This is a genomic window from Streptomyces sp. NPDC001407, assembly GCF_042895325.1.
Lineage (GTDB): Bacteria > Actinomycetota > Actinomycetes > Streptomycetales > Streptomycetaceae > Streptomyces.
This window is the reverse complement of the sequence record NZ_JBIAWF010000005.1, coordinates 164719-186345: the sequence shown is the minus strand read 5'-3', so window position 1 is coordinate 186345 and position 21627 is coordinate 164719. Positions and strand designations below refer to the sequence as shown.

The 21627-nt window shown below is 74.0% G+C and carries 18 protein-coding genes; 13 read left to right on the top strand and 5 right to left on the bottom strand.

All coding sequences use genetic code 11. From position 1 onward, the window contains the following. Window positions 1-34 precede the first annotated feature (34 nt). From ACFY1P_RS10065 to ACFY1P_RS10055, 3 genes are all read left to right on the top strand, one after another. Window positions 35-1645, top strand: a complete 1611-nt coding sequence (locus ACFY1P_RS10065) for a carboxylesterase/lipase family protein (RefSeq protein WP_390750367.1) — start codon at window positions 35-37, stop codon at window positions 1643-1645. Between the two features lie 87 nt (window positions 1646-1732). After that, complete coding sequence (locus ACFY1P_RS10060) at window positions 1733-2317, top strand: isochorismatase family protein (RefSeq protein ID WP_361524850.1); 585 nt, start codon at window positions 1733-1735, stop codon at window positions 2315-2317. Then, the gene (locus tag ACFY1P_RS10055; RefSeq protein ID WP_390750366.1) at window positions 2314-3255 is read left to right on the top strand and encodes a GlxA family transcriptional regulator; all 942 of its coding nucleotides are present in this window, start codon (window positions 2314-2316) and stop codon (window positions 3253-3255) included. Before ACFY1P_RS10060 ends, ACFY1P_RS10055 begins: the two co-directional genes overlap by 4 nt. Here ACFY1P_RS10055 and ACFY1P_RS10050 read toward each other — a convergent pair. After that, window positions 3245-3610: a hypothetical protein gene (locus ACFY1P_RS10050; protein ID WP_361524845.1), complete on the bottom strand. Its 366-nt coding sequence runs from the start codon at window positions 3608-3610 to the stop codon at window positions 3245-3247. The two genes, ACFY1P_RS10055 and ACFY1P_RS10050, sit on opposite strands and share 11 nt — an antisense overlap. Before the next feature lie 237 nt (window positions 3611-3847). Between ACFY1P_RS10050 and ACFY1P_RS10045 the strand changes: the two genes are divergently transcribed. The 4 genes from ACFY1P_RS10045 to ACFY1P_RS10030 all read left to right on the top strand — a co-directional run bounded on the left by ACFY1P_RS10045 (window position 3848) and on the right by ACFY1P_RS10030 (window position 9364). Continuing rightward, entirely contained in the window at window positions 3848-4681 is an 834-nt protein-coding gene (locus ACFY1P_RS10045) for a M55 family metallopeptidase (protein WP_361524916.1), read from the top strand. Next, a complete protein-coding gene (locus tag ACFY1P_RS10040) occupies window positions 4674-6023 on the top strand; it encodes a M20/M25/M40 family metallo-hydrolase (RefSeq protein WP_361524842.1) in 1350 nt (449 codons plus the stop codon). The genes ACFY1P_RS10045 and ACFY1P_RS10040 overlap by 8 nt, the downstream gene beginning before the upstream one ends. 64 nt (window positions 6024-6087) lie before the next feature. Continuing rightward, window positions 6088-8073, top strand: coding sequence for a prolyl oligopeptidase family serine peptidase (locus tag ACFY1P_RS10035; protein WP_390750468.1), 1986 nt, complete (start codon window positions 6088-6090; stop codon window positions 8071-8073). Window positions 8074-8683: 610 nt separating this feature from the next. Then, on the top strand, window positions 8684-9364 hold the full coding sequence (locus ACFY1P_RS10030) for a 4'-phosphopantetheinyl transferase superfamily protein (RefSeq protein ID WP_361531286.1): 681 nt from the start codon (window positions 8684-8686) through the stop codon (window positions 9362-9364). A gap of 96 nt (window positions 9365-9460) precedes the next feature. Here ACFY1P_RS10030 and ACFY1P_RS10025 read toward each other — a convergent pair whose 3' ends face one another. Then, window positions 9461-10069: a TetR/AcrR family transcriptional regulator gene (locus ACFY1P_RS10025; RefSeq protein ID WP_361531289.1), complete on the bottom strand. Its 609-nt coding sequence runs from the start codon at window positions 10067-10069 to the stop codon at window positions 9461-9463. A 145-nt stretch (window positions 10070-10214) separates the two neighbouring features. On the opposite strand from ACFY1P_RS10025, the gene ACFY1P_RS10020 reads away from it, so the two are divergent. Continuing rightward, window positions 10215-11876: an FAD-binding oxidoreductase gene (locus tag ACFY1P_RS10020; RefSeq protein WP_390750365.1), complete on the top strand. Its 1662-nt coding sequence runs from the start codon at window positions 10215-10217 to the stop codon at window positions 11874-11876. A 26-nt stretch (window positions 11877-11902) separates the two neighbouring features. On the opposite strand, the gene ACFY1P_RS10015 is transcribed toward ACFY1P_RS10020, so the two are convergent. The 3 genes from ACFY1P_RS10015 to ACFY1P_RS10005 are packed head-to-tail and all read right to left on the bottom strand — an operon-like array spanning window position 11903 to window position 14674. Beyond that, entirely contained in the window at window positions 11903-12286 is a 384-nt protein-coding gene (locus tag ACFY1P_RS10015) for a VOC family protein (RefSeq protein WP_361531295.1), read from the bottom strand. 10 nt (window positions 12287-12296) lie between these two features. Beyond that, window positions 12297-12935 carry a DUF4232 domain-containing protein gene (locus ACFY1P_RS10010; RefSeq protein ID WP_390750364.1) on the bottom strand — a complete coding sequence of 213 codons (639 nt, stop codon included), beginning with the start codon at window positions 12933-12935 and terminating at the stop codon, window positions 12297-12299. Beyond that, window positions 12932-14674 carry a SulP family inorganic anion transporter gene (locus tag ACFY1P_RS10005; RefSeq protein WP_390750363.1) on the bottom strand — a complete coding sequence of 581 codons (1743 nt, stop codon included), beginning with the start codon at window positions 14672-14674 and terminating at the stop codon, window positions 12932-12934. Before ACFY1P_RS10005 ends, ACFY1P_RS10010 begins: the two co-directional genes overlap by 4 nt. Window positions 14675-15102: 428 nt before the next feature. Between ACFY1P_RS10005 and ACFY1P_RS10000 the strand changes: the two genes are divergently transcribed. The 5 genes from ACFY1P_RS10000 to ACFY1P_RS09980 all read left to right on the top strand — a co-directional run bounded on the left by ACFY1P_RS10000 (window position 15103) and on the right by ACFY1P_RS09980 (window position 21506). Further along, entirely contained in the window at window positions 15103-16536 is a 1434-nt protein-coding gene (locus ACFY1P_RS10000) for an MFS transporter (RefSeq protein ID WP_390750362.1), read from the top strand. A 208-nt stretch (window positions 16537-16744) separates the two neighbouring features. After that, the gene (locus tag ACFY1P_RS09995) at window positions 16745-17242 is read left to right on the top strand and encodes a MarR family transcriptional regulator (protein ID WP_361531307.1); all 498 of its coding nucleotides are present in this window, start codon (window positions 16745-16747) and stop codon (window positions 17240-17242) included. A gap of 92 nt (window positions 17243-17334) precedes the next feature. Next, a complete protein-coding gene (locus tag ACFY1P_RS09990; protein WP_390750361.1) occupies window positions 17335-18735 on the top strand; it encodes a CoA transferase in 1401 nt (466 codons plus the stop codon). Between the two features lie 170 nt (window positions 18736-18905). Beyond that, window positions 18906-19463 carry a GNAT family N-acetyltransferase gene (locus tag ACFY1P_RS09985; RefSeq protein ID WP_390750467.1) on the top strand — a complete coding sequence of 186 codons (558 nt, stop codon included), beginning with the start codon at window positions 18906-18908 and terminating at the stop codon, window positions 19461-19463. Window positions 19464-19478: 15 nt separating this feature from the next. Beyond that, window positions 19479-21506 carry a DUF5107 domain-containing protein gene (locus tag ACFY1P_RS09980; protein ID WP_390750360.1) on the top strand — a complete coding sequence of 676 codons (2028 nt, stop codon included), beginning with the start codon at window positions 19479-19481 and terminating at the stop codon, window positions 21504-21506. Window positions 21507-21627: the final 121 nt, after the last annotated feature.

The window sequence follows — 21627 nt, the reverse complement described above, 5'->3', positions numbered from 1 at the left end:
CCGGGAGCGCGGCAGGGCCGAAGGAGAAGATCTGGTGTTCCCGTGGAACAGCCGGCGGCGGGCCAGCCGCACCGTGGCCACGGCCGTCACGGCCCTGGCGCTCACCGCCGCGCTGAGCGCCCCCGCGGCGGGCACCGCCGTCGCCCCGGCCGACTGCCGGGCGCGCACCTCGCTCGGCGCGGTGCGGGGCGCGGTCAGGAGCGGCGTCTGTGCCTATCTCGGCGTGCCGTACGCCGCGCCGCCCACCGGCGCCCGCCGCTTCCGCCCGCCCGAGCCGCCCGCCGCCTGGCAGGGCACCCTCCCGGCCGACAAGGCGAAGCCGCCGTGCCCCCAGGACCTCTCCGACGGCGATGGCAGCGGCGTCGAGGACTGCCTGCACGTCAACGTGTGGTCCTCCCGCGCGCCCGGCACCCACAAGCCCGTCATGGTCTTCCTGCACGGCGGGGAGGACATCTACGAATCCGCGAGCGACGCCCTGGACGACGGCGCCGCCCTCGCGGCACGCGGCGACGCCGTCGTCGTCTCGGCCGACTACCGCCTGGGCATCCTCGGCTGGACGGAACTCGGCCGCCTGGACCGCTCGTACGCCGGATCGGGCAACAACGGCCTGCGGGACGAGGTCGCCGCGCTCTCCTGGGTGCACGACCACGTCCGCGACTTCGGCGGCGACCCGGGCGACGTCACCGTCTTCGGGCAGTCGGCGGGCGCCGTCTCCGTCGACGCCCTGCTCGCCGGGGACCGGCCGGAGCGCCTCTTCCGCCGCGCCATCGCCGAGAGCGGCCCCGCGAACGCCGTGCACACCGCCCACTCGGCGCGGACGGCCGCCGAGCGCGTCTTCACGCTCGGCGGCATCCACGGCGTCGGCGACCTCAACGCCCTCTCCACGCGGCAGATCCTGGAGCTCCAGAAGAAGACCCGGGACGGCCTGCCGGGATTCTCCGGCGCCGTGTTCTTCGCGCCGTACATCGACGGCTCGCTGGTCCCCGGCCCGGTCGTCGACCGGATCGCCGCCGGCAGCGCCCGCCACGTCGACGTCATGGCCGGCACGAACACCAACGAGACGGACTTCTGGGCGCTGTTCACTCCGGGTCTGCTCGACCTGCCCCTGCGCTCCTATCCCTTCTTCCCGTCCGTGCTCGCCGCCCGCAAGCAGCGCATGTACGACGTCTACGCCGCGGACCGCCCCGGGCTGAGCGAGGGCCGGGTGGTGAACGCCATGCTCACCGACCAGCTGGAGCGGGTGCCCACGCTCCGGCTCGCCGAGGCCCAGTCCCGCTGGCGTCCCACGTACGTCTACCAATTCGACTGGCACGTCCCGTACGCGCCGGGCGTGCCGGCCGCTCAGAACCTCGGCGCCATGCACCAGTTGGAGATGCCCTTCGTCTTCGGCAACCTCGACCTCGGGTGGGTGCCGCGCGGGCCCGCGACGGTCAGCGCCCAGCGGCCCGCCCTGACGCGCCTGTCGCACGCGATGACCGACGCCTGGGCGGCGTTCGCCCGGCTCGGCACCCCCGGCTGGCGCCCGTACCGGGCCGCGGACCGGGCCACGCTGATCTGGAACCTGACGCCCCGCGTCGAGCGCGCTCCGCTGGAGAGGGAGCGCGCCCTGTGGGACGACTACTCCTTCCCCTCCCAGGACTCGTGAGCCGCTCCGCCGACGTGACCGGATCGTTCCGCATCGAGCCCCGATCATGCCTTGGGCGAGGGGCCGCGCCAGCCCGAGGATGAGCACATGAACAGCGCACTCCTCGTCATCGACGTCCAGGAATCCTTCCGGCAGCGGCCCAACTGGGCGGCCGTGTCGAACCCCGGGATCGTCGGCCAGGTCGACCGCCTGGTCGCCGCCGCCCGCAGCAAGGGCGACCTCGTCGTCTGGGTCCTCCACCACGAGCCGGGCACCGGCAACGTCTTCGACCCCGCCCTCGGCTTCACCCGCCCCATCGACGGCCTGGAGCCGCTGGAGGGGGAGCCCGTCCTCACCAAGACCTCGCACAACGCCTTCACCACGACCAACCTCCAGCAGCTGCTGACCGAGCGCGGCATCCGCGAGGTGCTCGTCAGCGGCATCCGCACCGAGCAGTGCTGCGAGACCACCGCCCGCGTCGCATCCGACCTCGGCTACGGCGTCACCTTCGTCACCGACGCGACCGCCACCCACCCCATCGAGCACTGGGACGCCCCTGCCGGCCGGAGCCTCGATGAGATCCTGGCTGATCCCCGTACCCTGGGCACGGACGCGATCGTCGCCCGTACGGAGTACGCGCTCGCGGGCCGCTTCGCCAGGATCGCCACCGTCGAGGAGCTGACCGGATCGTGACACGGGTCGTCTTCCTGCTCGCCCCCCAGCTGCATCTGCTGGACCTCGCGGGGCCCGCCCAGGTCTTCTCCACGGCGGCCGACCTCGGCCACGGCTACACCGTGGGATACGTGGCCGAGCGGGAAGACGTCCCCACCGCCCAGGGCGTGACGCTGCGGGCCGCCACCGACTGGCCCGAGCTGACCGCCGACGACCTCGTCGTCGTCCCGGGCTGGCGCTCGCGCGGCTTCCGCGAGAACGGGGGTCTGGCGGAGGCCACGCTGGAGCGGCTGGCCGCCCACCACACCGCGGGCGGCACCGTGGCCAGCGTCTGCGCGGGCGCGGACGCCCTCGGCAGGGCGGGCCTGCTCGACGGCCGCCGCTGCACCACCCACCACGACCTCCAGGACGAACTCGCCCGGCGCTACCCCCGGGCGAGGGTCGTCCGCGACGTGCTCTACGTCCTCGACGGCCGCGTCGTCACCTCCGCCGGGATCGCGAGCGGCATCGACCTCGCCCTGCACCTCGTGGCCGCCCGGCACGGACCCGCCGCTGCCGCCCGCGTCGCCCGCTCCATGGTGGTCTACGCCCGCCGCAACGGCGACGAGCAGCAGGCCAGCGCGATGCTGCGGCACCGCACCCACCTGATCGACGCCGTCCACCAGGCGCAGGACCTCATCGACGCCCGCTTCACCGACCGGCTGGGCCTCGCGGACCTGGCGGCGGCCTGCGGCCTCAGCGAGCGCACCCTCACCCGCCGCTTCACCGCCGCCACCGGCCTCACGCCCCTGCGTTATCAGCAGGAGCTGCGCGTCGAGCGCGCCGAACACCTCATGGCCCGGGGCTCGACCGCGGAGGCGGCCGCCCGCGCGGTCGGCTTCCAGGACGCCCGGATGCTGCGCCGCCTCCGCAGCCGGCCGCCGGTGCCCCGGGCGGCCGCCGAGCCCGTCAGCTGGTGAACTTCACGCTGCGGGCCGCGACGTTCGAGGCCGCGGCACGCGGCGCGAGCGTGCCCAGCCGCCTGGTGCAGCGGTTGTCGGAGTAATAGACGGCCCGGCTGTTCGTCCCGTTGGTGATCCGGCGGACCGTGGTGTGCTCGCCGGAGAGCAGCTCGACACACCTGCCGGCCGCGGGGTTCTCGGTGCGCCGCTGCACGGTCTCGTGCAGACACACCGTGTCGGCCGCGCCGGTGCCCGGCTGGCACCGGTCGTACTCCACGGTCAGCGCGCCGTTCGCGGCCCGCGCGTCCGGGCAGAGCGCGGCGACGAGCAGCAGGACGGGCGCGACGGCGCCCAGGGCACGGCGGATACGCATTTGGGGAATCCCCTCACGAAGCGGTGGACTTGGTGCCACCAGCTATCCACGCCACGCGGCCCGCGCGCGGGATTCACTCGTCGGTGGGCGCTGCGCCGCGCCGCTGAACAACCGCTCGCGCAGGCGGCCTTGGCCGGGGCGGGCCGGGACCCTTGCCCGCCCCCTCCGCGGGCCGCGGGAGAAATACCCGCTGCCCCCCGTGCGCCCCCCACCGCCCTGCGATAAGACTGACGCATGGTGAAGATCCTGATCTCCGCGGACATGGAAGGCGCCACCGGCGTCACCTGGCCCGCCGACGTACTGCCGGGCACCCCGCAGTGGGAGCGCTGCCGCCGCCTGTTCACGTCCGACGTGAGCGCCGCGATCACCGGGTTCTTCGACGGCGGCGCCGACGAGGTCCTCGTCAACGAGGCCCACTGGAGCATGCGCAACCTCCTGCTGGAGCAGCTGCCCGAGCGCGCCGAGATGCTCACCGGCAAGCACAAGTCGCTGAGCATGGTCGAGGGCGTGCAGCACGGCGACGTGGACGGGATCGCCTTCGTCGGCTATCACGCGGCCGCGGGCGCGGAGGGCGTCCTCGCGCACACCTATCTGGCCAATTCGCTCACCGGCGTATGGGTGGACGGCACGCGGGCCAGCGAAGGGTTGCTCAACTCTCTGGTCGTCGCGGAATACGGTGTGCCCGTGGTGCTGGTGACGGGCGACGACCGGACCTGCGAGGACGCCAAGGGCTATGCCCCGGCGGCCCGTTCGGTCGCCGTCAAGGACTATGTGTCGCGGTACGCGGCGGTGTGCCGCACCCCGGCGCGCACGGCCGGGCAGATCAGGGCCGCGGCGCGGGAGGCGGTGGCACTCGCCGTGCGGCACGAGCCGGTCCGCGGCGGGCCCGTCAGCATGGAGCTGGAGTTCGACGCCGAGCACCTCGCCGGAGCCGCCACATGCGTGCCGGGCGTCGAGCAGAGCGGCGAGCGCCGGGTCGCCTACACCACGCCGACCATGTACGAGGGCATTCGCTGCTTCAAAGCGGTCACGACCGTCGTGTCGGCCGCCGTGGAGGAAGAATATGGCTGACAGCCGGGCAGGCGTCCGAGCGGAGCGGGTCGACGGGCGGGCGCTGGACGAGGCGGTGCGCTTCACCTCGGAGCTGATCCGCATCGACACCACCAACCGCGGCGGCGGGGACTGCCGGGAGCGCCCGGCCGCGGAGTACGTGGCCGAGCGGCTGGGCGAGGCGGGCCTGGAGCCCGCCCTGCTGGAGAAGGCGCCCGGCCGGACCAACGTCGTCGCCCGGATCCCCGGCACCGACCCGGACGCCGACGCCCTGCTCGTCCACGGCCACCTGGACGTGGTACCCGCCGAACCCGCCGAGTGGTCCGTCCACCCCTTCTCCGGCGAGGTGCGCGACGGCGTGGTGTGGGGCCGCGGCGCGATCGACATGAAGAACACGGACGCGATGGTCCTCGCGGTCGTCCGGGCCTGGGCGCGCGCCGGGGTCCGGCCGCGCCGGGACATCGTGCTGGCCTTCACCGCGGACGAGGAGGACACCGGCGTCTTCGGGTCCGGGTTCCTCGCCGGCGAGCACCCCGGCCTCTTCGAGGGCTGCACGGAGGGCATCGGGGAGTCCGGCGCGTACACCTTCCACGCGGGGTCGCGGCTGCGGCTCTATCCGGTGGCGGCGGGGGAGCGGGGCACGGCCTGGCTCACGCTGACCGCGCGGGGCAGGGCCGGCCACGGCTCCAAGGTGAACACGGAGAACGCGGTGAGCGCGCTCGCCGCCGCCGTCACCCGCATCGGCGACCACCGCTGGCCGCTGCGGCTCACCCCCACCGTGCGGGCGGCACTGGTGGAGATCGCCGCGCTGCACGGCATCGACACCGACCCGGACGCCCCCGACTTCGACGCGGAGGGCCTGCTCGGCAAGCTGGGCCCGGCCGCCGCGCTGCTCGCCCCGACGCTGCGCAACAGCGCCAACCCGACGATGCTGAACGCGGGGTACAAGGTCAACGTCATCCCCGGCACGGCCGTCGGGCATGTGGACGGGCGGACGGTGCCGGGCGGCGAGGAGGAGTTCGCCGCCACCATGGACGAGCTCACCGGGCCGGACGTGAGCTGGGACTTCTACCACCGCTACGACGCCCTGCAAGCCCCCCTCGACGTGCCGCTGTTCGCCCGCATGCGGGAGGCCGTCGAGCGCTTCGACCCCGACGGGCACGTGGTGCCCTTCTGCATGTCGGGCGGCACCGACGCCAAGCAGTTCGCCACCCTGGGCATCGCCGGCTACGGCTTCGCGCCGGTCCGGCTGCCGGCCGGTTTCGACTACCAGGCGCTCTTCCACGGGGTCGACGAGCGGGTCCCGGTCGACGGGCTGCACTTCGGCGTCCGGGTGCTCGACCACTTCCTCATGGGTCTGTGAACGGCCCTGCTGTACTTCTCGATTTAGCGGTGAATTCCCCGATGGACAAGGAGACGTGACGGACATGGTGTCCACGGCGCCCTACGGAGCCTGGCAGTCCCCGATCGACGCCGCGCACGCGGCCCACGCCGGAGGCCGGCCCGATGCCGTGGGCATGGTCGGTGACGAGGTGTGGTGGGTCGAGCCACGCCCGGCGGAGGGCGGCCGCCACGCCCTGGTGCGACGGCGGTCCGACGGCACCGAGTCGTCGGTGCTCGACGTGCCGTGGAACGTACGCAGCAGGGTCATCGAGTACGGCGGTGGCCCCTGGGCGGCGGTTCCCCGGGACGGGGGCGGGCCGCTGGTGGTGTTCACGCACTTCGCCGACCAGCGGCTGTACGCCGTCGAGCCCGACGCGCCGGACGGTACGGAGCCCCGGCCGCTGACCCCGGTCTCCCCGGTCGGCGGCGGGCTGCGCTGGGCGGACCCCGTGCTCGTCGTCGAGCGCGGCGAAGTGTGGTGCGTGCTGGAGGAATTCACGGGCGAGCGCCCCACCGACGTCCGCAGAGTGATCGCCGCCGTGCCGCTGGACGGTTCGGCGGCCCGGGACCGGTCCGCGGTCCGCGAGCTCACCGACGACGCGCACCGCTTCCTGACCGGGCCGCGCCTCTCCCCGGACGGCCGGCGGGCGGCCTGGATCGCCTGGGACCACCCCCGGATGCCCTGGGACGGCAGCGAGCTGAAGACCGCCCGGGTCACCGACGGCGGCTTCACCGAGGTGCGTACGCTCCTGGGCGGACCGGAGGAGTCCGTCGCCCAGACCGAGTGGGCACCGGACGGCTCCCTGATCGCGGCGACCGACCGCAGCGGCTGGTGGAACCTGCACCGGGTGGATGTGGACAGCGGACTGAACGTCAATCTCTGCGCCCGCGAGGAGGAGTTCGCGGGACCGCTGTGGCGCACGCACCAGCGCTGGTTCGCGCCGCTGGCCAGCGGTCTGATCGCGGTGCTGCACGGCAGGGGCGCCGCGGTCCTCGGCATACTCGACCCGGCGACCGGAGAGGTCGCCGACGCGGCCGGGCCCTGGACGGAGTGGGCCCCGGCCCTGGCGGTGAGCGGCACCCGCGTCGTCGGGGTGGCCGCGAGCGACCGCACCTCCTACGAGGTGGTGGAGCTCGACACCCGCACCGGCCGCGCCCGCGCGATCGGCGCCCGCCACACCGACGCCGTGGACCCCGCCTACTACCCCCGGCCCAGGGTCCGCACCTTCACCGGGCCCGGCGGCCGGGAGATCCACGCCCACGTCTACCCGCCGCACAACCCCGACCACGCCGCACCCGACGGCGAACTGCCGCCGTTCGTGGTGTGGGCGCACGGCGGTCCCACCAGCCGATCCCCGCTCGTCCTCGACCTGGAGATCGCCTACTTCACCTCGCGCGGCATCGGGGTCGCCGAGGTGAACTACGGCGGCTCGACCGGCTACGGCCGCGCCTACCGCGAGCGGCTGCGCGAGGCGTGGGGCACGGTCGACGTGGAGGACTGCGCCGCCGTCGCGGAAGCCCTGGCCGAGGAGGGCACCGCCGACCGGGCCCGGCTGGCGATCCGCGGTGGCAGCGCCGGTGGCTGGACGGCGGCGGCGTCCCTCGCCTCCACCGGTCTCTACGCCTGCGGCACCATCGCCTATCCGGTGCTCGACCTGCTGACCTGGGCGGCCGACGGAACACACGACTTCGAGTCCCGCTACGCGGAGTCCCTGGTGGGCTCGCCGACGAAGGAGCCAGACCGCTGCCGCGAGCGCTCACCACTGCACGGCGCGCACCGCATCTCGGCGCCCTTCCTGCTGCTCCAGGGCCTGGAGGACCCCATCTGCCCACCGGGCCAGAGCGAGCGGTTCGTGGCGGCGATGGCCGGTCGGGGGGTGCCGCACGCTTACCTCACGTTCGAGGGGGAGGGCCATGGCTTCCGGCGGGCCGAGACGGTGATCTGTGCGCTGCGGGCGGAACTGTCGCTTTATGCGCAGACGTTCGGGGTGGAGGTGGGTGGGGGGTTGGTGCTGTCGCTTGGAGGGTGAGCGGTTGTCGGGTGCGGGTGTGTTGTGGCTGGGGTGGGGTGGCCTCAGGCGCCGGCCGGGCTGGGGTTGTGGGGGTTCGCCGTTGTCGGGTGCGGCTCGGTTCGCGCCTGCGGCGGGACGCCCTTCGGGCGTGGCCTCAAACGCCGGCCGGGCTTGGGTGTGTGGTGGGTGCCGGGGGTGGGGCCTCCGGGCTGAGGACCTGGAACGCGGTGCGGGCGCCGTGATCCGTATTGGGTGCCGTGAAGTCGCACCGCGTTCCAGAACCCCACCCTCCGACCCCACCCCCTCCCACCGGAGGGCAAGTGCAGGCTCGTTCCGGCTTCGGGGCACGCCAGTCTTTCTTTTCTTTTCGCCGGGCGCGCCATGCTTTTGCTTTTCAGCCCGTTGGGGGCACCTCTGGGGGCACCCCCGGACGGAGTCTGGGGGAGGTAGCTGGGGGAGTTTGAGGACGCGGCCGCAGGCCGCTCCCGCCGCAGGCGGCGACGGAGCCGCACGTCGGGGTCTGGGGCAGAGCCCCAGTTTCGGGAAGGGGCGGGGTAGGGGAACAAAGCGCCGCAGGCGCCCACTTCAGGGAAAAATCAAGCGCACTGCACCGACAAGGAGCCCCCCCATGACCGCCCCTCCCCAGATCCTCGGCCACGACCCGGACCCCACCCCCTGGACCCCCGGCCCGGCCCGGACGTGGCTACTGCGGATCACCGACCCCCCACCCACCCACAGACAGACCCTCGACCCCCAAGAGCAAGCCAGAGCCGCCGCCTTCGCCACGGAGAACCTCCGTACCCGCTACGTCGCCAGCCACCTCGCCCTGCGCCGCCTGCTCGGCGCGTACCTCGGTGCGGATCCGGCCGCCGTCGAGCTGACGCGCGAGCCGTGCCCCGGCTGCGGCGGTCCGCACGGGCGTCCCGCCGTGCTGGGCGCGCCCTTTCACTTCAATTTGTCGCACGCCGGTGACCTGGCCTTCATCGCCTTCGCCGACACCCCGGTCGGGGCGGACGTGGAGCGGGAGCAGTCGGCCGAGGTCGCGGCCGAGGTGGCACGGATGCTCCACCCCGACGAGCGCGCCGAGCTGGCGGCGCTGACGGCCGCGCAGCTCCCGGCGGCGTTCGCGCGCTGCTGGACGCGCAAGGAGGCGTATCTCAAGGGTCTGGGAACGGGCCTTTCGGAGAGCCCGGCCAAGACCTACGTCGGCACCACGCCCACCCCCGGCCCACCGCCGGGCTGGACGCTGACCGACATCGAGGTGGACCCCGGCTACGCGGCCGCGATCGCGGTGGCGACGCCCGTATAGGCTGAGATGGTCCCGAACCCTACCGAACCAGGCGGAGTCACCCACGTGAGCGAGCCCGGCGCGGCTGCGCTGGTACGTGAAGTCCGGTAGCTCCTCCTAGGGCACCCGCCGCGTCGCCACGTCGAAGAGCGTCGTCACCTCGTGCGCGTAGACCGCGAGGTCCAGCTCTGGGTCGGTCTCCAGCAGGACCGGCAGGCCCTCCAGCGTGCACTGGGCCAGTGAGGCCATCACCCTGGGGTCGAAGGCGCGGAATTCGCCACTGGCCTGGCCGTCGCGCAGGATCGCCTCGATGGGGGCCAGCGCGTCGGCGCGGCCGGCCGCCGCGAACGGGAAGCCGCTGTTGGTGAAGATCGCCAGGAGCGCGCTCATCTGGACGCGGTGCGCGCCGGTGAACTCGACGTGGGCCCGCAGGAGGGCGAGGAACCTGCCCCGGGCCGTCGTCTCCTGCCGCACCCGCTCCGCTGTCAGCTGCCCCAGCCCGGCCTGGACGTCCGCGACCAACTCGTCGATCAACTGCTGTTTGTTCTTGAAGTGGTGATGGACCACCAGATTTCCGGTCGCGTCGGCCCGCTCGGCGATCCGGGCGAGGGACGCGCCCAGGAGTCCGTAGTCGGCGATGGTCTCGGCGGCTGCCTGTACGATCCGCGCCCGCTGTGCGGTGGAGTCGGCCGTCGTCGGACCCTCGTCCACCTCGGTATGCCTCATGGGCAAAGCCTTCCAGGCGTAAGGGAGTAGGGCAATGCCTTCCACTTCCGCCGCTGCCCTGGGCATACGGGGATCGGACACGTCGTTCACGTTCATGATCAAATCTGGGGCGAAGCCCGTACCTGAAGTCCCAGGGGGACCGATCATGAGCAACACCGGTCGTACGGCGCCCATCGGGCGCCGCAGTCTGCTGACCGGAGGCGTCGCCGCCAGCGGTGCCGCCCTCGCCGCGGCCGTGCCCACGCGCGCGCAGGCCGCCCCGCCGCCGGGGATACCGGCGCCCGCGGCGGTGACGGTCACACCGGGCGATTCCCGCTACGCCGACCTCGTCCGCGGCATCAACCAGCGGTGGGTCGGCGCGCCCGAGTACGTCCGCCTGGTCACCTCCACGGAACAGGTGGTGAGCGCCGTCCAGGAAGCCGTGTCGGCCGGGAAGCGGATCGCCGTCCGCAGCGGCGGTCACTGTTACGAGGACTTCGTCTTCAACAAGGACGTGCAGGCCGTCATCGACATGTCCGCGATGACGGAGGTCTACTTCGACCCTGCCCGCCGGGCGTTCGCGGTCGAGGCGGGGGCGTCGAACCTCGCGGTGTACGAGACGCTGTACAAGATGTGGGGCGTGGGGCTGCCCGCGGGCTCGTGCTATTCCGTCAGCGCCGGCGGACACATATCCGGCGGCGGCTACGGTCTGCTCTCGCGACAGCACGGGCTCACCGTCGACCACCTCTACGGCGTCGAGGTCGTCGTGGTCGACAAGAAGGGGACCGCGCGGGCGGTCGTGGCGACCCGGGAGCCCGACGACCCCAACCGGGAGCTGTGGTGGGCCCACACCGGCGGCGGGGGCGGCAACTTCGGTGTGATCACGCGGTACTGGCTCCGGTCGCCGGGCGCCGGCGGAAGTGACCCGTCCACCCTGCTGCCCCGGCCGCCGTCCGAGGTGTTCGTCCACGCCACGGCCCTGAAGTGGGACGACCTCGACAAGGCGTCGTTCGCCAGGCTGCTGCGGAACTGGGGCACGTGGCACGAGCGCAACAGCGCACCCGACTCGCCGTACAACGCGCTCTTCGGACTGCTGAAGCTGACGCACCGCTCGGCCGGCCAGGTCGGTCTGGTCACGCAGGTGGACGCCACCGTGCCGGGCGCGCGGCGCATGCTCGACGACTATCTGACGGCCATTCACGACGGGGTGGGCATCACGCGCCGGGCGATGACCCAGCGCATGGGCGAGCACGCGGCGATGCCGGAGTTCTCCGCGCCCAGGCGGCTGCCGTGGTTCCTGGCGACCGACTCGCTCAGCGGTGCCAACCCGACGCTGCGCGGCAAGTACAAGTCGGCGTACATGCGCAAGGGCTTCACCGACGCCCAGATCGAGGCCCTGCACCGGCACCTGTCCCGCACGGACTACACCAACCCCGACGCCCTGGTGCAGGTCGACTCCTACGGCGGCCGCATCAACGCCGTCGCCCCCGCCGACACGGCGGTGGCCCAGCGCGACTCGGTGCTCAAGCTCCAGTACCAGACGTACTGGACCGACCCCGCCGAGGACGCCCGCCACCTGACGTGGATCCGTGAGCTGTACCGCGACGTGTACGCCGGGACCGGCGGCGTGCCCGTCCCCGACGACGTCAACGACGGCTGCTACGTCAACTACCCGGACACGGACCTCGGCGACCCGGCGTGGAACACGTCCAAGACGCCGTGGGCGCGGCTGTACTACAAGGACAACTACCCGCGCCTGCAGCGCGTCAAGGCGGCCTGGGACCCGAAGAACGTCTTCCGGCACACGCAGTCCGTGCGCCTGCCCTAGCGAAGGCCGGGCAGGCAGTTGGAGCCTCAGCTCCCGAGGAGGTCCCAGCGGTTGCCGTAGAGGTCCTGGAAGACGGCCACCGTGCCGTACGGCTCCTGGCGGGGCTCCTCCTCGAAGGTGACACCGGCCGCTCGCATCCGGGCGTGGTCCCGCGCGAAATCGTCGGTGTGGAGGAAGAGGCTCACTCGCCCGCCCGTCTGGTCGCCGATCCGCGCCTCCTGCTCCGGGGTGACGGCCCGGGCGAGGAGCACGCCGGTCTCCTTCGCGCCGGGCGGGGCCACGACCACCCACCGTTTGTGCTCGTCGAGGCGCGTGTCCTCGACGAGTTCGAAGCCGGCGGAGTGGACGTAGAAGTCGATGGCCTCGTCGTAGTCACGAACGACGAGGGTCACGAGCCCGAGACGGTTCATCGGGCCATCATCACTGCCGCACCTTCCCGCCCGGCAGGGAGGGGGCGGCCCAGGCACTCAGGCCCAGTCTGCCCGTGGTGCCGAGGTCGATGGTCTCGGGGACGTTCTGCCGGGCGGAGCCGGGTGCGGTGGCGAGGGACAGGTACGCGCCGGTGACGGGGGACTTGGTCAGGTCGTCCACCGTGTTGCGCCACGCCAGTCGTGCCCTGGCCTTCCCGCCCGGCGCCAGAGTCACTTCCACGGGCCCGGCGTCGAAGTCGTCCTGGCCGAGGACGGACGCCGCTCCGCGTTCGAGTTCCACCTCCACAGGCTTCCGGTCGCTGTCGAGGATCTGGATGTCCGGATAGCCGTTGACGGTCTTCGTATCCGTGCCGCAGTTGGTCAGCTCGACCGTCAGCACCCGCAGCCCCATCGCCGCGTTGGCCTCGCCCGCCTGGGCGAGCAGCCCGGACGAGGGGCAGTCGAGCACGTCGGGCGCGCCGGACATCGCGTCGGGGGAAGGCCGGTCGCCCGGCCGGCCGGCCGTCTCCGGTGCCGGCCCCGGCACCGGGGCGCCGCACGCCGTGAGGAGGCCTGCTGTGAGGAGACCGGCGAGCCGGACGAGAGGCTTGCGGGATATACGCGTCACTTCGGATGTCACCGGTTTCATCCGGACATCGTGTCACCCGTCTCCAGCCAGGAACCGGTCGGTGCCGGGCCGGGGAGTGCGGGCGGGTTGAGCAGGGCGCGCTGTGCGTAGCGGAACGCGTCGGCCGGGGCGGGAAAGGCGTGGTGTTCGTGCGAGCGCAGCCTGCGCAGGACGCCCAGCGCGTCGAGGTGGGGGCGGTGGTTCGGGCGGATGCCGCTGAGCAGGATGTGGGCGCGCCGCCGGTGGTGGCTGTCGATGGCCTCCCCGAGGGCGAGCACACCGGTGGCGTCGATGAGGGTGACGCGGGCCATGTGCAGGATGGTCACGGTGGCCTGGGAGCGGCTGACGGGTTTCAGCAGGCGGTCGGCGGTCGTGAACAGCAGCGGCCCGTCGATGCGGTAGACGGCGACGGACGCGTCGTCGGGTGCGGGCGGCGGCGCCTCGCCGTCCCGGGACTGCCGGGGGAGCATGCGGTGGACGGCGGCGGACTTCGTGACCGCGTGCAGCGCGAGGGCCGCGGTGAGCACGGCCCCGACCGTGATGCCGGTGACGAGGTCGAACAGCACGGTGGTCGTCGCGGTCACGGCCGCCACCGCCAACTGCCCGTGGCCGGAGCCGCGCAGGGCCCGCAGCGCCGCGAGGTCGACCATGCGCACGGCGGTGGCGACGAGGACCCCGGCGATCGCGGCCAGGGGAACGGCGGACATCAGCGGACCGGCGGTGAGGGCGACGAGCGCGAGGGCGGCCGCGTTGACGAGGGCGGCCAGCCGGGAGAGGGCGCCGGCGCGGATGTTGATGCCGGTGCGGCAGACGGTGCCCGTCGCGGCCATCCCGCCGAACACGGGCGTGATCGCGTTCGCGGCCGCCAGGCCGAAGAGCACGCGGTCGCCGTCATGGCGCTCGGAATCGGTCAGCGAGTCCGCCGCGGCCGCCGTCCTCAGGGCTTCGAGCGCGCTCAGCGCCACGACGGCGAACACCGAGGGCAGCAACTGCGGGACGAGCGCCGGGGAGACGAAGCCGAGGGAGGGGGCCGGGAGTCCCGCGGGCAGCGGACCGATCGTGGCGAGCGGCAGGTGCAGGAAGTGGGTGAGGACGGTCGCGAGGGCCACGGCCATGAGCGGGACGGGCAGGGCGGGCCGCAGCCGGCTGCCTGCCAGGCACAGCGCGAGCACGCCGATCGTCATCGCCGCGGCGGCCCCGTGCCGGTCGGGCGCGAGGTCGCCGAGGGCCCGTACCGCCGGGACGACGACGCCCTCGCCCTCCGCGGCCCGGCTGCCGGTCGCGGTGGGAAGCTGCTGGCAGAGGAGCACGCCGGCGCTGCCGGTGACGAAGCCCGTGACGACGGGTACGGGCACCAGGCGAACGTACCGGCTGAGCCCGAGGTGGGCGGCGGCCATGAGCGCGAGACCGGCCAGCAGGCCCGTCGTCAGCACCCCCGGCGCCCCATGGGCCCGCGCGACCGGCAGCAGGGCCACGGCGAGGAGCCCGGTCGGGCCGGTGATCTGCAGCTTCGAACCGCCGAGCAGTGCCGCGAGCCCCCCGGCCACCACGGCGCTGACCAGGCCCGCCCGCGCGCCCAGCCCGGAGGCAATGCCGAGGCCGAGGGACAGGGGCAGCGCGGCCACGGCCACGGTCAGTCCGGCCAGGACGTCCTCGCGCGGTGACGTGCGCATTCCGGCGAGGTCGTCGCGGCCCGGCAGAAGCCCGCGGATCCGGGCCGTCGCACGCGACAGATACCGAATGGTCTGCGGGTGCGGCATGACGTCTCCTGTGTTTATCATCTGGAATTTTTCTCGCGCTGCCGTAATCCGGTACCAGGTGGTCGGGCGACGCGGACCGTCGGGCATCACCGCAGGTAGATCGGCTTTCTTGGTGGACTCCTGCCCTCTGATCGCTGTGCGTCGTCCGTTGCACGCTGGCATTTCCGGTGGCGTCGCCGCAAGAGGGAAACCACGTTCGGGGAACTCCCTGGAAGGTGCACGGGAAAGTGAATGCCGGTGAATTCCAGGGAATCCCTTCCGGGGATTTCCCGCGGGAGCGCGCGCAGCCCCGCGCGCCGTCGGGCGCGCCCCACGGGCGCCACCCGCGCCTCTGTGCGCCGTCATGCATCGGTAGCCGAATAGTTCGGTGACCGATGTAATCTCGGAAGAGGGCAGAAGGGGAGGCGAGAGGTCAGGAGGCGGCGCACATGACAGACGACCTGATACGTCCGCGCACCCCCGGCCGCCGCGTGCCCGGCGTCCTGACGCGCGAGCGCGAGCGTCCGGAGCGCGTACGCAGCAGCCCGGGCGCCTGGCGGCCCGCCGTCGCGACCGTGTGCCTCGGTGCCTTCATGGGCCAGCTCGACGCGAGCATCGTCACCCTCGCCTACGGCAGCCTCCGCGCGGAGTTCCACGCGTCGCTCGCCGCCGTCACCTGGGTCTCCGTCGCCTACCTCCTCACCCTCGTCGCCCTGCTGCTGCCCGTGGGCCGGCTCTCCGACGCCCACGGCCGCAAACTGCTCTACCTCCACGGCTTCGTCGTCTTCACCGCCGGCTCCGCCGCCTGCGCGCTGGCACCGGATCTCCCCGCGCTGATCGCCCTGCGCGTCGTGCAGGCGGCGGGCGCGGCGATGATGCAGGCCAACAGCGTCGCCCTGGTGCGGACCTGCGCGCCCCCGGGCCGGCTGCGCCTCGCACTCGGAGTGCAGGCGGCGGCCCAGGCGCTCGGGCTCGCGCTGGGGCCCCTTACGGGCGGCGTGCTGGTCTCCACCCTCGGCTGGCGGTGGATCTTCGCCCTCAACGTCCCCGTCGGACTGGCCGCGTTGCTCGCCGGGCACTACCTGCTGCCGCGCACCCGGACCCGCCACCGCGCCGGCGGCTTCGACTGGCCCGGGCTCGCGCTCCTGGCCCTCGCCACCACCGGCCTCCTGCTGGCCCTCTCGCTCCTGTCCCGCCCGGCCGTGCCCGTCCCGTGGACCGTCGCGCTGTTCGTCCTCGCGGCGGGCGCGACCAGCGGCTTCACCGTCCGCCAGCGCCGCGCCGCCCGCCCCCTGCTCAGCCCCGCCCTGCTGCGCGACAGGGCCGTACGGCTCGGGCTGACCGGGGCCCTGTGCGCCTACCTGGTCCTCTTCGGGCCCCTCGTGCTCGTGCCCCTCGCGCTCACCGCGCGCGGCTACTCCGACCTGAGCGCGGGACTGGTGCTCAGTGCGCTCCCGGCGGGCTTCGCCCTCGCCGCGGCCACCGCCGACAGGGCCCTGCCGTACACCTGGGGCGGTCGCGCCCGCTGCACGCTGGGCGCCGCCATGGCCACGGGAGCGCTGGCGCTGATGCTCCTCCTGCCCTGGGACGCCACGTCGCTGACACCGCTCCTCGCCCTCCTCGGCCTGGGGCTCGGCGTCCACGTCCCCGCCAACAACACCCTCGTCATGGCCGCGATCCCCGCGCGCTCCTCCGGCACCGGCGGCGGGCTCGTCAACATGGCCCGCGGCCTGGGCACGGCGCTCGGCGTCGCCCTCGTCTCCCTCGCCCTCCAACTCCCCGTCGGCACGGACGGCCCGCGGCGCGCCGTCCTCACCCTGCTCCTGGTGTCGCTGACCACGCTCGCTGTCGCACGCAGCCTTCGCTTTCGCGCCGAGCGGTGACCGGGCAGGTCCGGTCGGCGCCCTCAAGTGCCGGACGGGCTGGACGCGGCCGATACGGATGTGTGGCCCGGTCCGTCGGGGCACCCCGGACGGAGTCCGGGGAAGGCGGCCGGAGGAGGCGAAAGGCCCGCAGCCGGGCAAGACTCCGCCGGGCACGGGGAGCTGTGCCAGGGGACCGGCCGGGCCCACCGCCGATTAAGGTGAGTTCATGTCCCCGCAGTCCAGGAACCGGCCGCCGGCGGCCCCGCCCGCCGCCGCGAGCGCACCTGACGCCCGGCTCCTGACCGAGGCCGTCACCCGGCTCCGCCGGGCCCTGCGCGCCTCGATCCGCACCGACTACCCATGGGAGACCCTGCCCATGGCCCAGGTCGAACTGCTCCAGGTCCTGGCCGAGCACTCACCCGCCAGGGTCGGCGACCTCGCCGCCCGGCAGCGCCTGGCCGTCAGCACCGTCAGCGGCCTGATCGGCCAGATGATCAACGCCGGGCTGGTGGCCCGCGCCGTCGACCCCCAGGACCGCCGCGCCTCCGCCGTCACCCTCACCGACGCCGGACGCGGGCAACTCACCGCGTGGGCACAGGCCCACGAACGCCGCCTGAGCGACGCCCTCGACTCCCTGGACGAGGCTGAGCGGTCCGCCGTCCGCACGGCGCTGCCCGCCCTGCTCCGCATCGCCGACCTCCTGGATCCCAACAGCCCCTCCTGACCGGGGAGACGGGCCACGGAGGGCTCCAGCCCGGCCGCAGGACAACGAAATTGGGGCTGGTGGCCCCGGGCCCCCGGTGTCAGACTGCCGTAATGATCAAGCGATCAACGGACGCCGCGCACCGGGCCTGGGCCCTGCTCGGCGGTGATCCGGCGCTCACCGCCGCCGTCGGGTACGGCGGGCCCGAGGCCCGGACACTGCCGTCCGCGCTGCCCGTCGCGGAGTTCGCGCGGGCGGCGGTCGCGGTGTGCGCGCTCGCCGCGGCCGAGTGGACGGCCGTACGACGGGGCGGCGGCACCCTGCCGAAGGCCGTCGTGGACGACGGGGCCGTGGCCACCGCCTTCCTCAGCGAGCGCCACCTCAGAGTCGACGGACGCCCCGCCGCGACCTTCGCGCCGCTGTCCCGGTTCTGGCGGACCGCCGACGGCTGGGTGCGCACCCACGCCAACTACCCCCACCACCGCGCCCGTCTCCTCGCCGCCCTCGGCGTCGACGCCACCGCCGCCGACGACACGCTCGTCACCCGCGTCGCCGCCGTGCTCGCCGACCGGCGCGCCGAGGAGGTGCAGGAGACGGCGTACGCGGCAGGCGCGCTCGCCGTCGCCGTACGCACCCCCGCCGACTGGGCCCGGCACCCCCAGGGCGCCGCCGTCGCGCGGCGCCCCCTGCTCTCCCTGGAGCGGATCGCGGCAGGGCCCGTACGCAGACCCGACCGCGGCCCGGCCGCGCGGGGCCTGCGCGTGCTCGACCTCACCCGCGTCATCGCCGGACCCGTGGCCACCCGGACGCTCGGGCTGCTCGGCGCGGACGTGCTGCGCGTCGACGCGCCGGGCCTGCCCGAGAGCCAGGACGCCCACAACGACACGGGCTTCGGCAAGCGCTCCGCCCTGCTCGACCTCGCACGGCCCACCGACCGGGCCACGTTCGAGGAACTCCTCGCGGCCGCGGACGTCGTCGTCACCGGCTACCGCCCCGGCGCCCTGGACCGCCACGGCCTGTCCGCCGAGGCACTCGCCGAACGGCGGCCGGGCCTCGTGATCGGGCAGTTGAGCGCGTGGGGAAGCTACGGGCCGTGGGGCGGCCGGCGCGGGTTCGACAGCCTGGTCCAGGCGGCCTGCGGCATCGCGGTCACCGAGGCCGCGCCCGACGGGACGCCGGGCGCCCTGCCCGCGCAGGCGCTGGACCACGGCACGGGATACCTCCTGGCGGCGGCCGTGCTGCGCGCGCTCACCGACCAGTGCGCGGGCGGCGGCACCCACCTCGCGCGGTTCGCCCTCGCGCAGACGGCCGCGTGGCTGACCGGTGGCGGAACGGGCGCGCGGGACACGGGCGAGCCCGGCGGTACGTACGAGCCGGGGGAGTGGCTGCGGGAAGCGGACGGCCCGCTGGGACGCGTGCGATACGCGGGCTCACCGGTGCGGTTCGACGGCGGCCCCGCCGACTGGCCGCGGCCGCCCGGCCGATGGGGAACGGACGAGCCGAAGTGGACGTGAGCACTCCCATGACGCCGGAGCCGACGGCCCGGGGCGGCGGCCGCGCGGCGGACCCGGCGCGTCAGGACCCGCTGCCGGGCCGGTCCGATGTCCCTACCGGCCCTTACGATGACCACGTGTCCGCTCCCGATCACCACGGCCCTGATCACCACGGCCCTGATCAGCACGGCCTGGATCAGCACCACGCCCCCTACATCGCCCGCGGCCCGCACGTCGCCCTCCGCCCCCTCACCCACGACGACGCGGCCGAGTTCACCGCCCTCGCCCGCGCCAGCGCGCAACTCCACCACCCGTGGCTGGCGATGCCCACCGCCTACGCCGCGTTCACGGCCTACGTCGACCGCATCGCCGAGCGGCAGTCCGTGTCCCTCCTGGTGTGCTTGCCCGACTCCGGAGGGGCCATCGCGGGATTCGTCAACATCAACAACATCGTGCGCGGCGGCTTCCAGAGCGGAGCACTCGGCTACGGCGCCTTCGCGCCCAGCGCCGGGCGCGGCCACCTGAGCGAGGGCCTCGGGCTCGTACTCCGCCATGCCTTCGGCCCGTTGGGCCTGCACCGGCTGGAGGCGAACATCCAGCCCGGCAACACCGCTTCCCTGAAACTGGTCGAGCGGCACGGATTCCGCCGGGAGGGGTTCTCACCGGGCTTCCTCTTCATCGACGGAGCGTGGCGCGACCACGAGCGCTGGGCGATCACCGCCGAAATGATCCCGGACCACGAGGGCTGAGAGAACGAGGTTGCCGTGCCCACGACCATCGGACGAGCTGTGCTGTCGCTTCCCGTCGCCCCGCTGGGCCCGGAGAACCCGCTGCCCGCACTGCTCTCCCCCCTCAAGCCCCACCACCTCGACGCGGCACAGCGCGCGCGACTCCCCGCCGCCATGGCCCGGCAGGTGGGCTACGGCCCGCTCCGCTCCGTCCTGCCCGTCCGGCGGCGCGACGGCTACTCCCGCGAGCGCACCCCCGCCGACGTCGAGGCGATCGTCATCGAGAACGACCGGCTGCGCGCGACGGTCCTGCCCGGCCTCGGCGGCCGCGTCCACTCCCTGGAGCACAAGCCGACCGGCACCCAGCTGCTCTACACCAACCCCGTCGTCCAGCCGGCCGAGTTCGCGCTGAACGGCGCGTGGTTCTCCGGCGGCATCGAGTGGAACATCGGTGCCACCGGCCACACCCCGCTCTCGATGTCCCCCCTGCACGCCGCCCGCGTCCCGGCCCCCGACGGCGGCGAGATGCTGCGCCTGTGGGAGTGGGAACGGATGCGCGACCTGCCGTTCCAGGTCGACCTGTGGCTGCCCGACGACTCCGACTTCCTCTACGTGGGCGTACGGATCCGCAACCGCCACGACCGGCCCGCGCCCGTCTACTGGTGGTCCAACATCGCCGTGCCGGAGAGCCCCACGAGCCGGGTCCTCGCCCCCGCCGCCGAAGCCTGGCGCTTCGGCTACGAACGCAGCCTGCGCCGCGTCCCCGTGCCCGAATGGGAGGGCGCCGACCGCACGTACCCCCTCAACAGCGAGCACGCCGCCGACTTCTTCTACGAGGTCCCGGACGGCGCGCGCCGCTGGATCGCCTCCCTGGACGCCGACGGCCGGGGCCTGGTGCAGACCTCGACCGACCTGCTGCGCGGCCGCAAGCTCTTCGTCTGGGGCGCCGGGCCCGGCGGCCGCCGCTGGCAGCAGTGGCTCACCGAGCCCGGCACCCCCGGCTACGCCGAGATCCAGGCCGGCCTCGCCCGCACCCAGCTGGAACACGTCCGGCTCGAAGCGGAAGGCGAGTTCTCCTGGCTGGAGGCGTACGGTCCGCTGGCCGCCGACCCGGCCACCGTGCACGGCACCGACTGGCGCGCCGCGGTCACCGAGGCCGAGGCCCGGCTGGAGGCCGCGCTGCCGCGCGCGGACGTCGAGCGGGCGTACGCCGCGTGGCGGCCCTACGCCGACCTCGACCCCAAGGACAGCCTGGCCACGGGCTCCGGCTGGGGCGCCCTCGAAGTCGAACGCGGCCGCTTCGACCTGCCCGGCACGCCCTTCGACCCCTCGACCCTCGGCGACGAGCAGGCGCCCTGGCTGGAGCTGCTGCGCACCGGCTCCATGACCCTGCCGCGGCGGGCGCTGCCCCCGGGGCCGACGCTGGTGTCGCCCTACTGGCGAGACCAGTTGGAGACCGCCGAGACCGGAAACCCCCACTACGACCACTACCTCGCCTACCACCTCGGCGTCGCCCGCTGGCACGCCGGTGACCGTTCGCAGGCCGTCCGCAGCTGGGAACAGATCGCCGGGACCCACTGGCCGTCGATGCGGTGCCTCGCCGTCGCCGACCAGGAGGACGGCCACCCGGAGCGAGCCGCCGACCGCTTCCTGCGCGCCTTCACCGACGCTCGCGAGGCGGCCGGGGACGGCCCTTCCTGGACGGCGGCACTCGCCGCGCTCGCCCGGGAGACGATCGAGGCCCTCCTCACCGTGAACCGCCCCACCGCCGCCACCCCGGTCCTGGCGGCCCTGCCTCCTGCCATCGCCGCACGCGGCCGCTTCCAACTCCTGCGCGCCCGCGTCCTCCTCGCCCTCGGCGACGCACGGGCCGCGCGCGAAATCTTCGACGCCGGCTTCGAGGTAGCCGACCTGCGGGAGGGCGACGAGACGCTCTCGGAGACGTGGTACGCGATCGCTGAGCGTTTGCTCGCGGGCGAGGGGGCGGTGACGGACGAGGTGCGGGCGCGGGTGCGGGCGGAGGGGGTGCCGTGGGGGTATGAGTTCCGTATGCGGCCGGAGTAGGGGCGGGGGGCTTTTCCCCAGCCCCGCCCCTTCCCGGCTGCGTCTGATGTGCGGCCCCGCCGCGTGGGGGGCGCGTGCCCCAGGCCCCCGGCTGCGGGCCGGTTCGCCGCCTGCGGCGGGG

Coding starts and splice junctions, on each gene's coding strand:
- ACFY1P_RS10060 (WP_361524850.1), top strand. CDS start 1,733: ATGAACAGCGCACTCCTCGTCATCGACGTCCAGGAATCCTTCCGGCAG.
- ACFY1P_RS10050 (WP_361524845.1), bottom strand. CDS start 3,610: ATGCGTATCCGCCGTGCCCTGGGCGCCGTCGCGCCCGTCCTGCTGCTC.
- ACFY1P_RS10040 (WP_361524842.1), top strand. CDS start 4,674: ATGGCTGACAGCCGGGCAGGCGTCCGAGCGGAGCGGGTCGACGGGCGG.
- ACFY1P_RS10035 (WP_390750468.1), top strand. CDS start 6,088: ATGGTGTCCACGGCGCCCTACGGAGCCTGGCAGTCCCCGATCGACGCC.
- ACFY1P_RS10030 (WP_361531286.1), top strand. CDS start 8,684: ATGACCGCCCCTCCCCAGATCCTCGGCCACGACCCGGACCCCACCCCC.
- ACFY1P_RS10025 (WP_361531289.1), bottom strand. CDS start 10,069: ATGAGGCATACCGAGGTGGACGAGGGTCCGACGACGGCCGACTCCACC.
- ACFY1P_RS10020 (WP_390750365.1), top strand. CDS start 10,215: ATGAGCAACACCGGTCGTACGGCGCCCATCGGGCGCCGCAGTCTGCTG.
- ACFY1P_RS10015 (WP_361531295.1), bottom strand. CDS start 12,286: ATGAACCGTCTCGGGCTCGTGACCCTCGTCGTTCGTGACTACGACGAG.
- ACFY1P_RS10010 (WP_390750364.1), bottom strand. CDS start 12,935: ATGAAACCGGTGACATCCGAAGTGACGCGTATATCCCGCAAGCCTCTC.
- ACFY1P_RS10005 (WP_390750363.1), bottom strand. CDS start 14,674: ATGCCGCACCCGCAGACCATTCGGTATCTGTCGCGTGCGACGGCCCGG.
- ACFY1P_RS10000 (WP_390750362.1), top strand. CDS start 15,103: ATGACAGACGACCTGATACGTCCGCGCACCCCCGGCCGCCGCGTGCCC.
- ACFY1P_RS09995 (WP_361531307.1), top strand. CDS start 16,745: ATGTCCCCGCAGTCCAGGAACCGGCCGCCGGCGGCCCCGCCCGCCGCC.
- ACFY1P_RS09990 (WP_390750361.1), top strand. CDS start 17,335: ATGATCAAGCGATCAACGGACGCCGCGCACCGGGCCTGGGCCCTGCTC.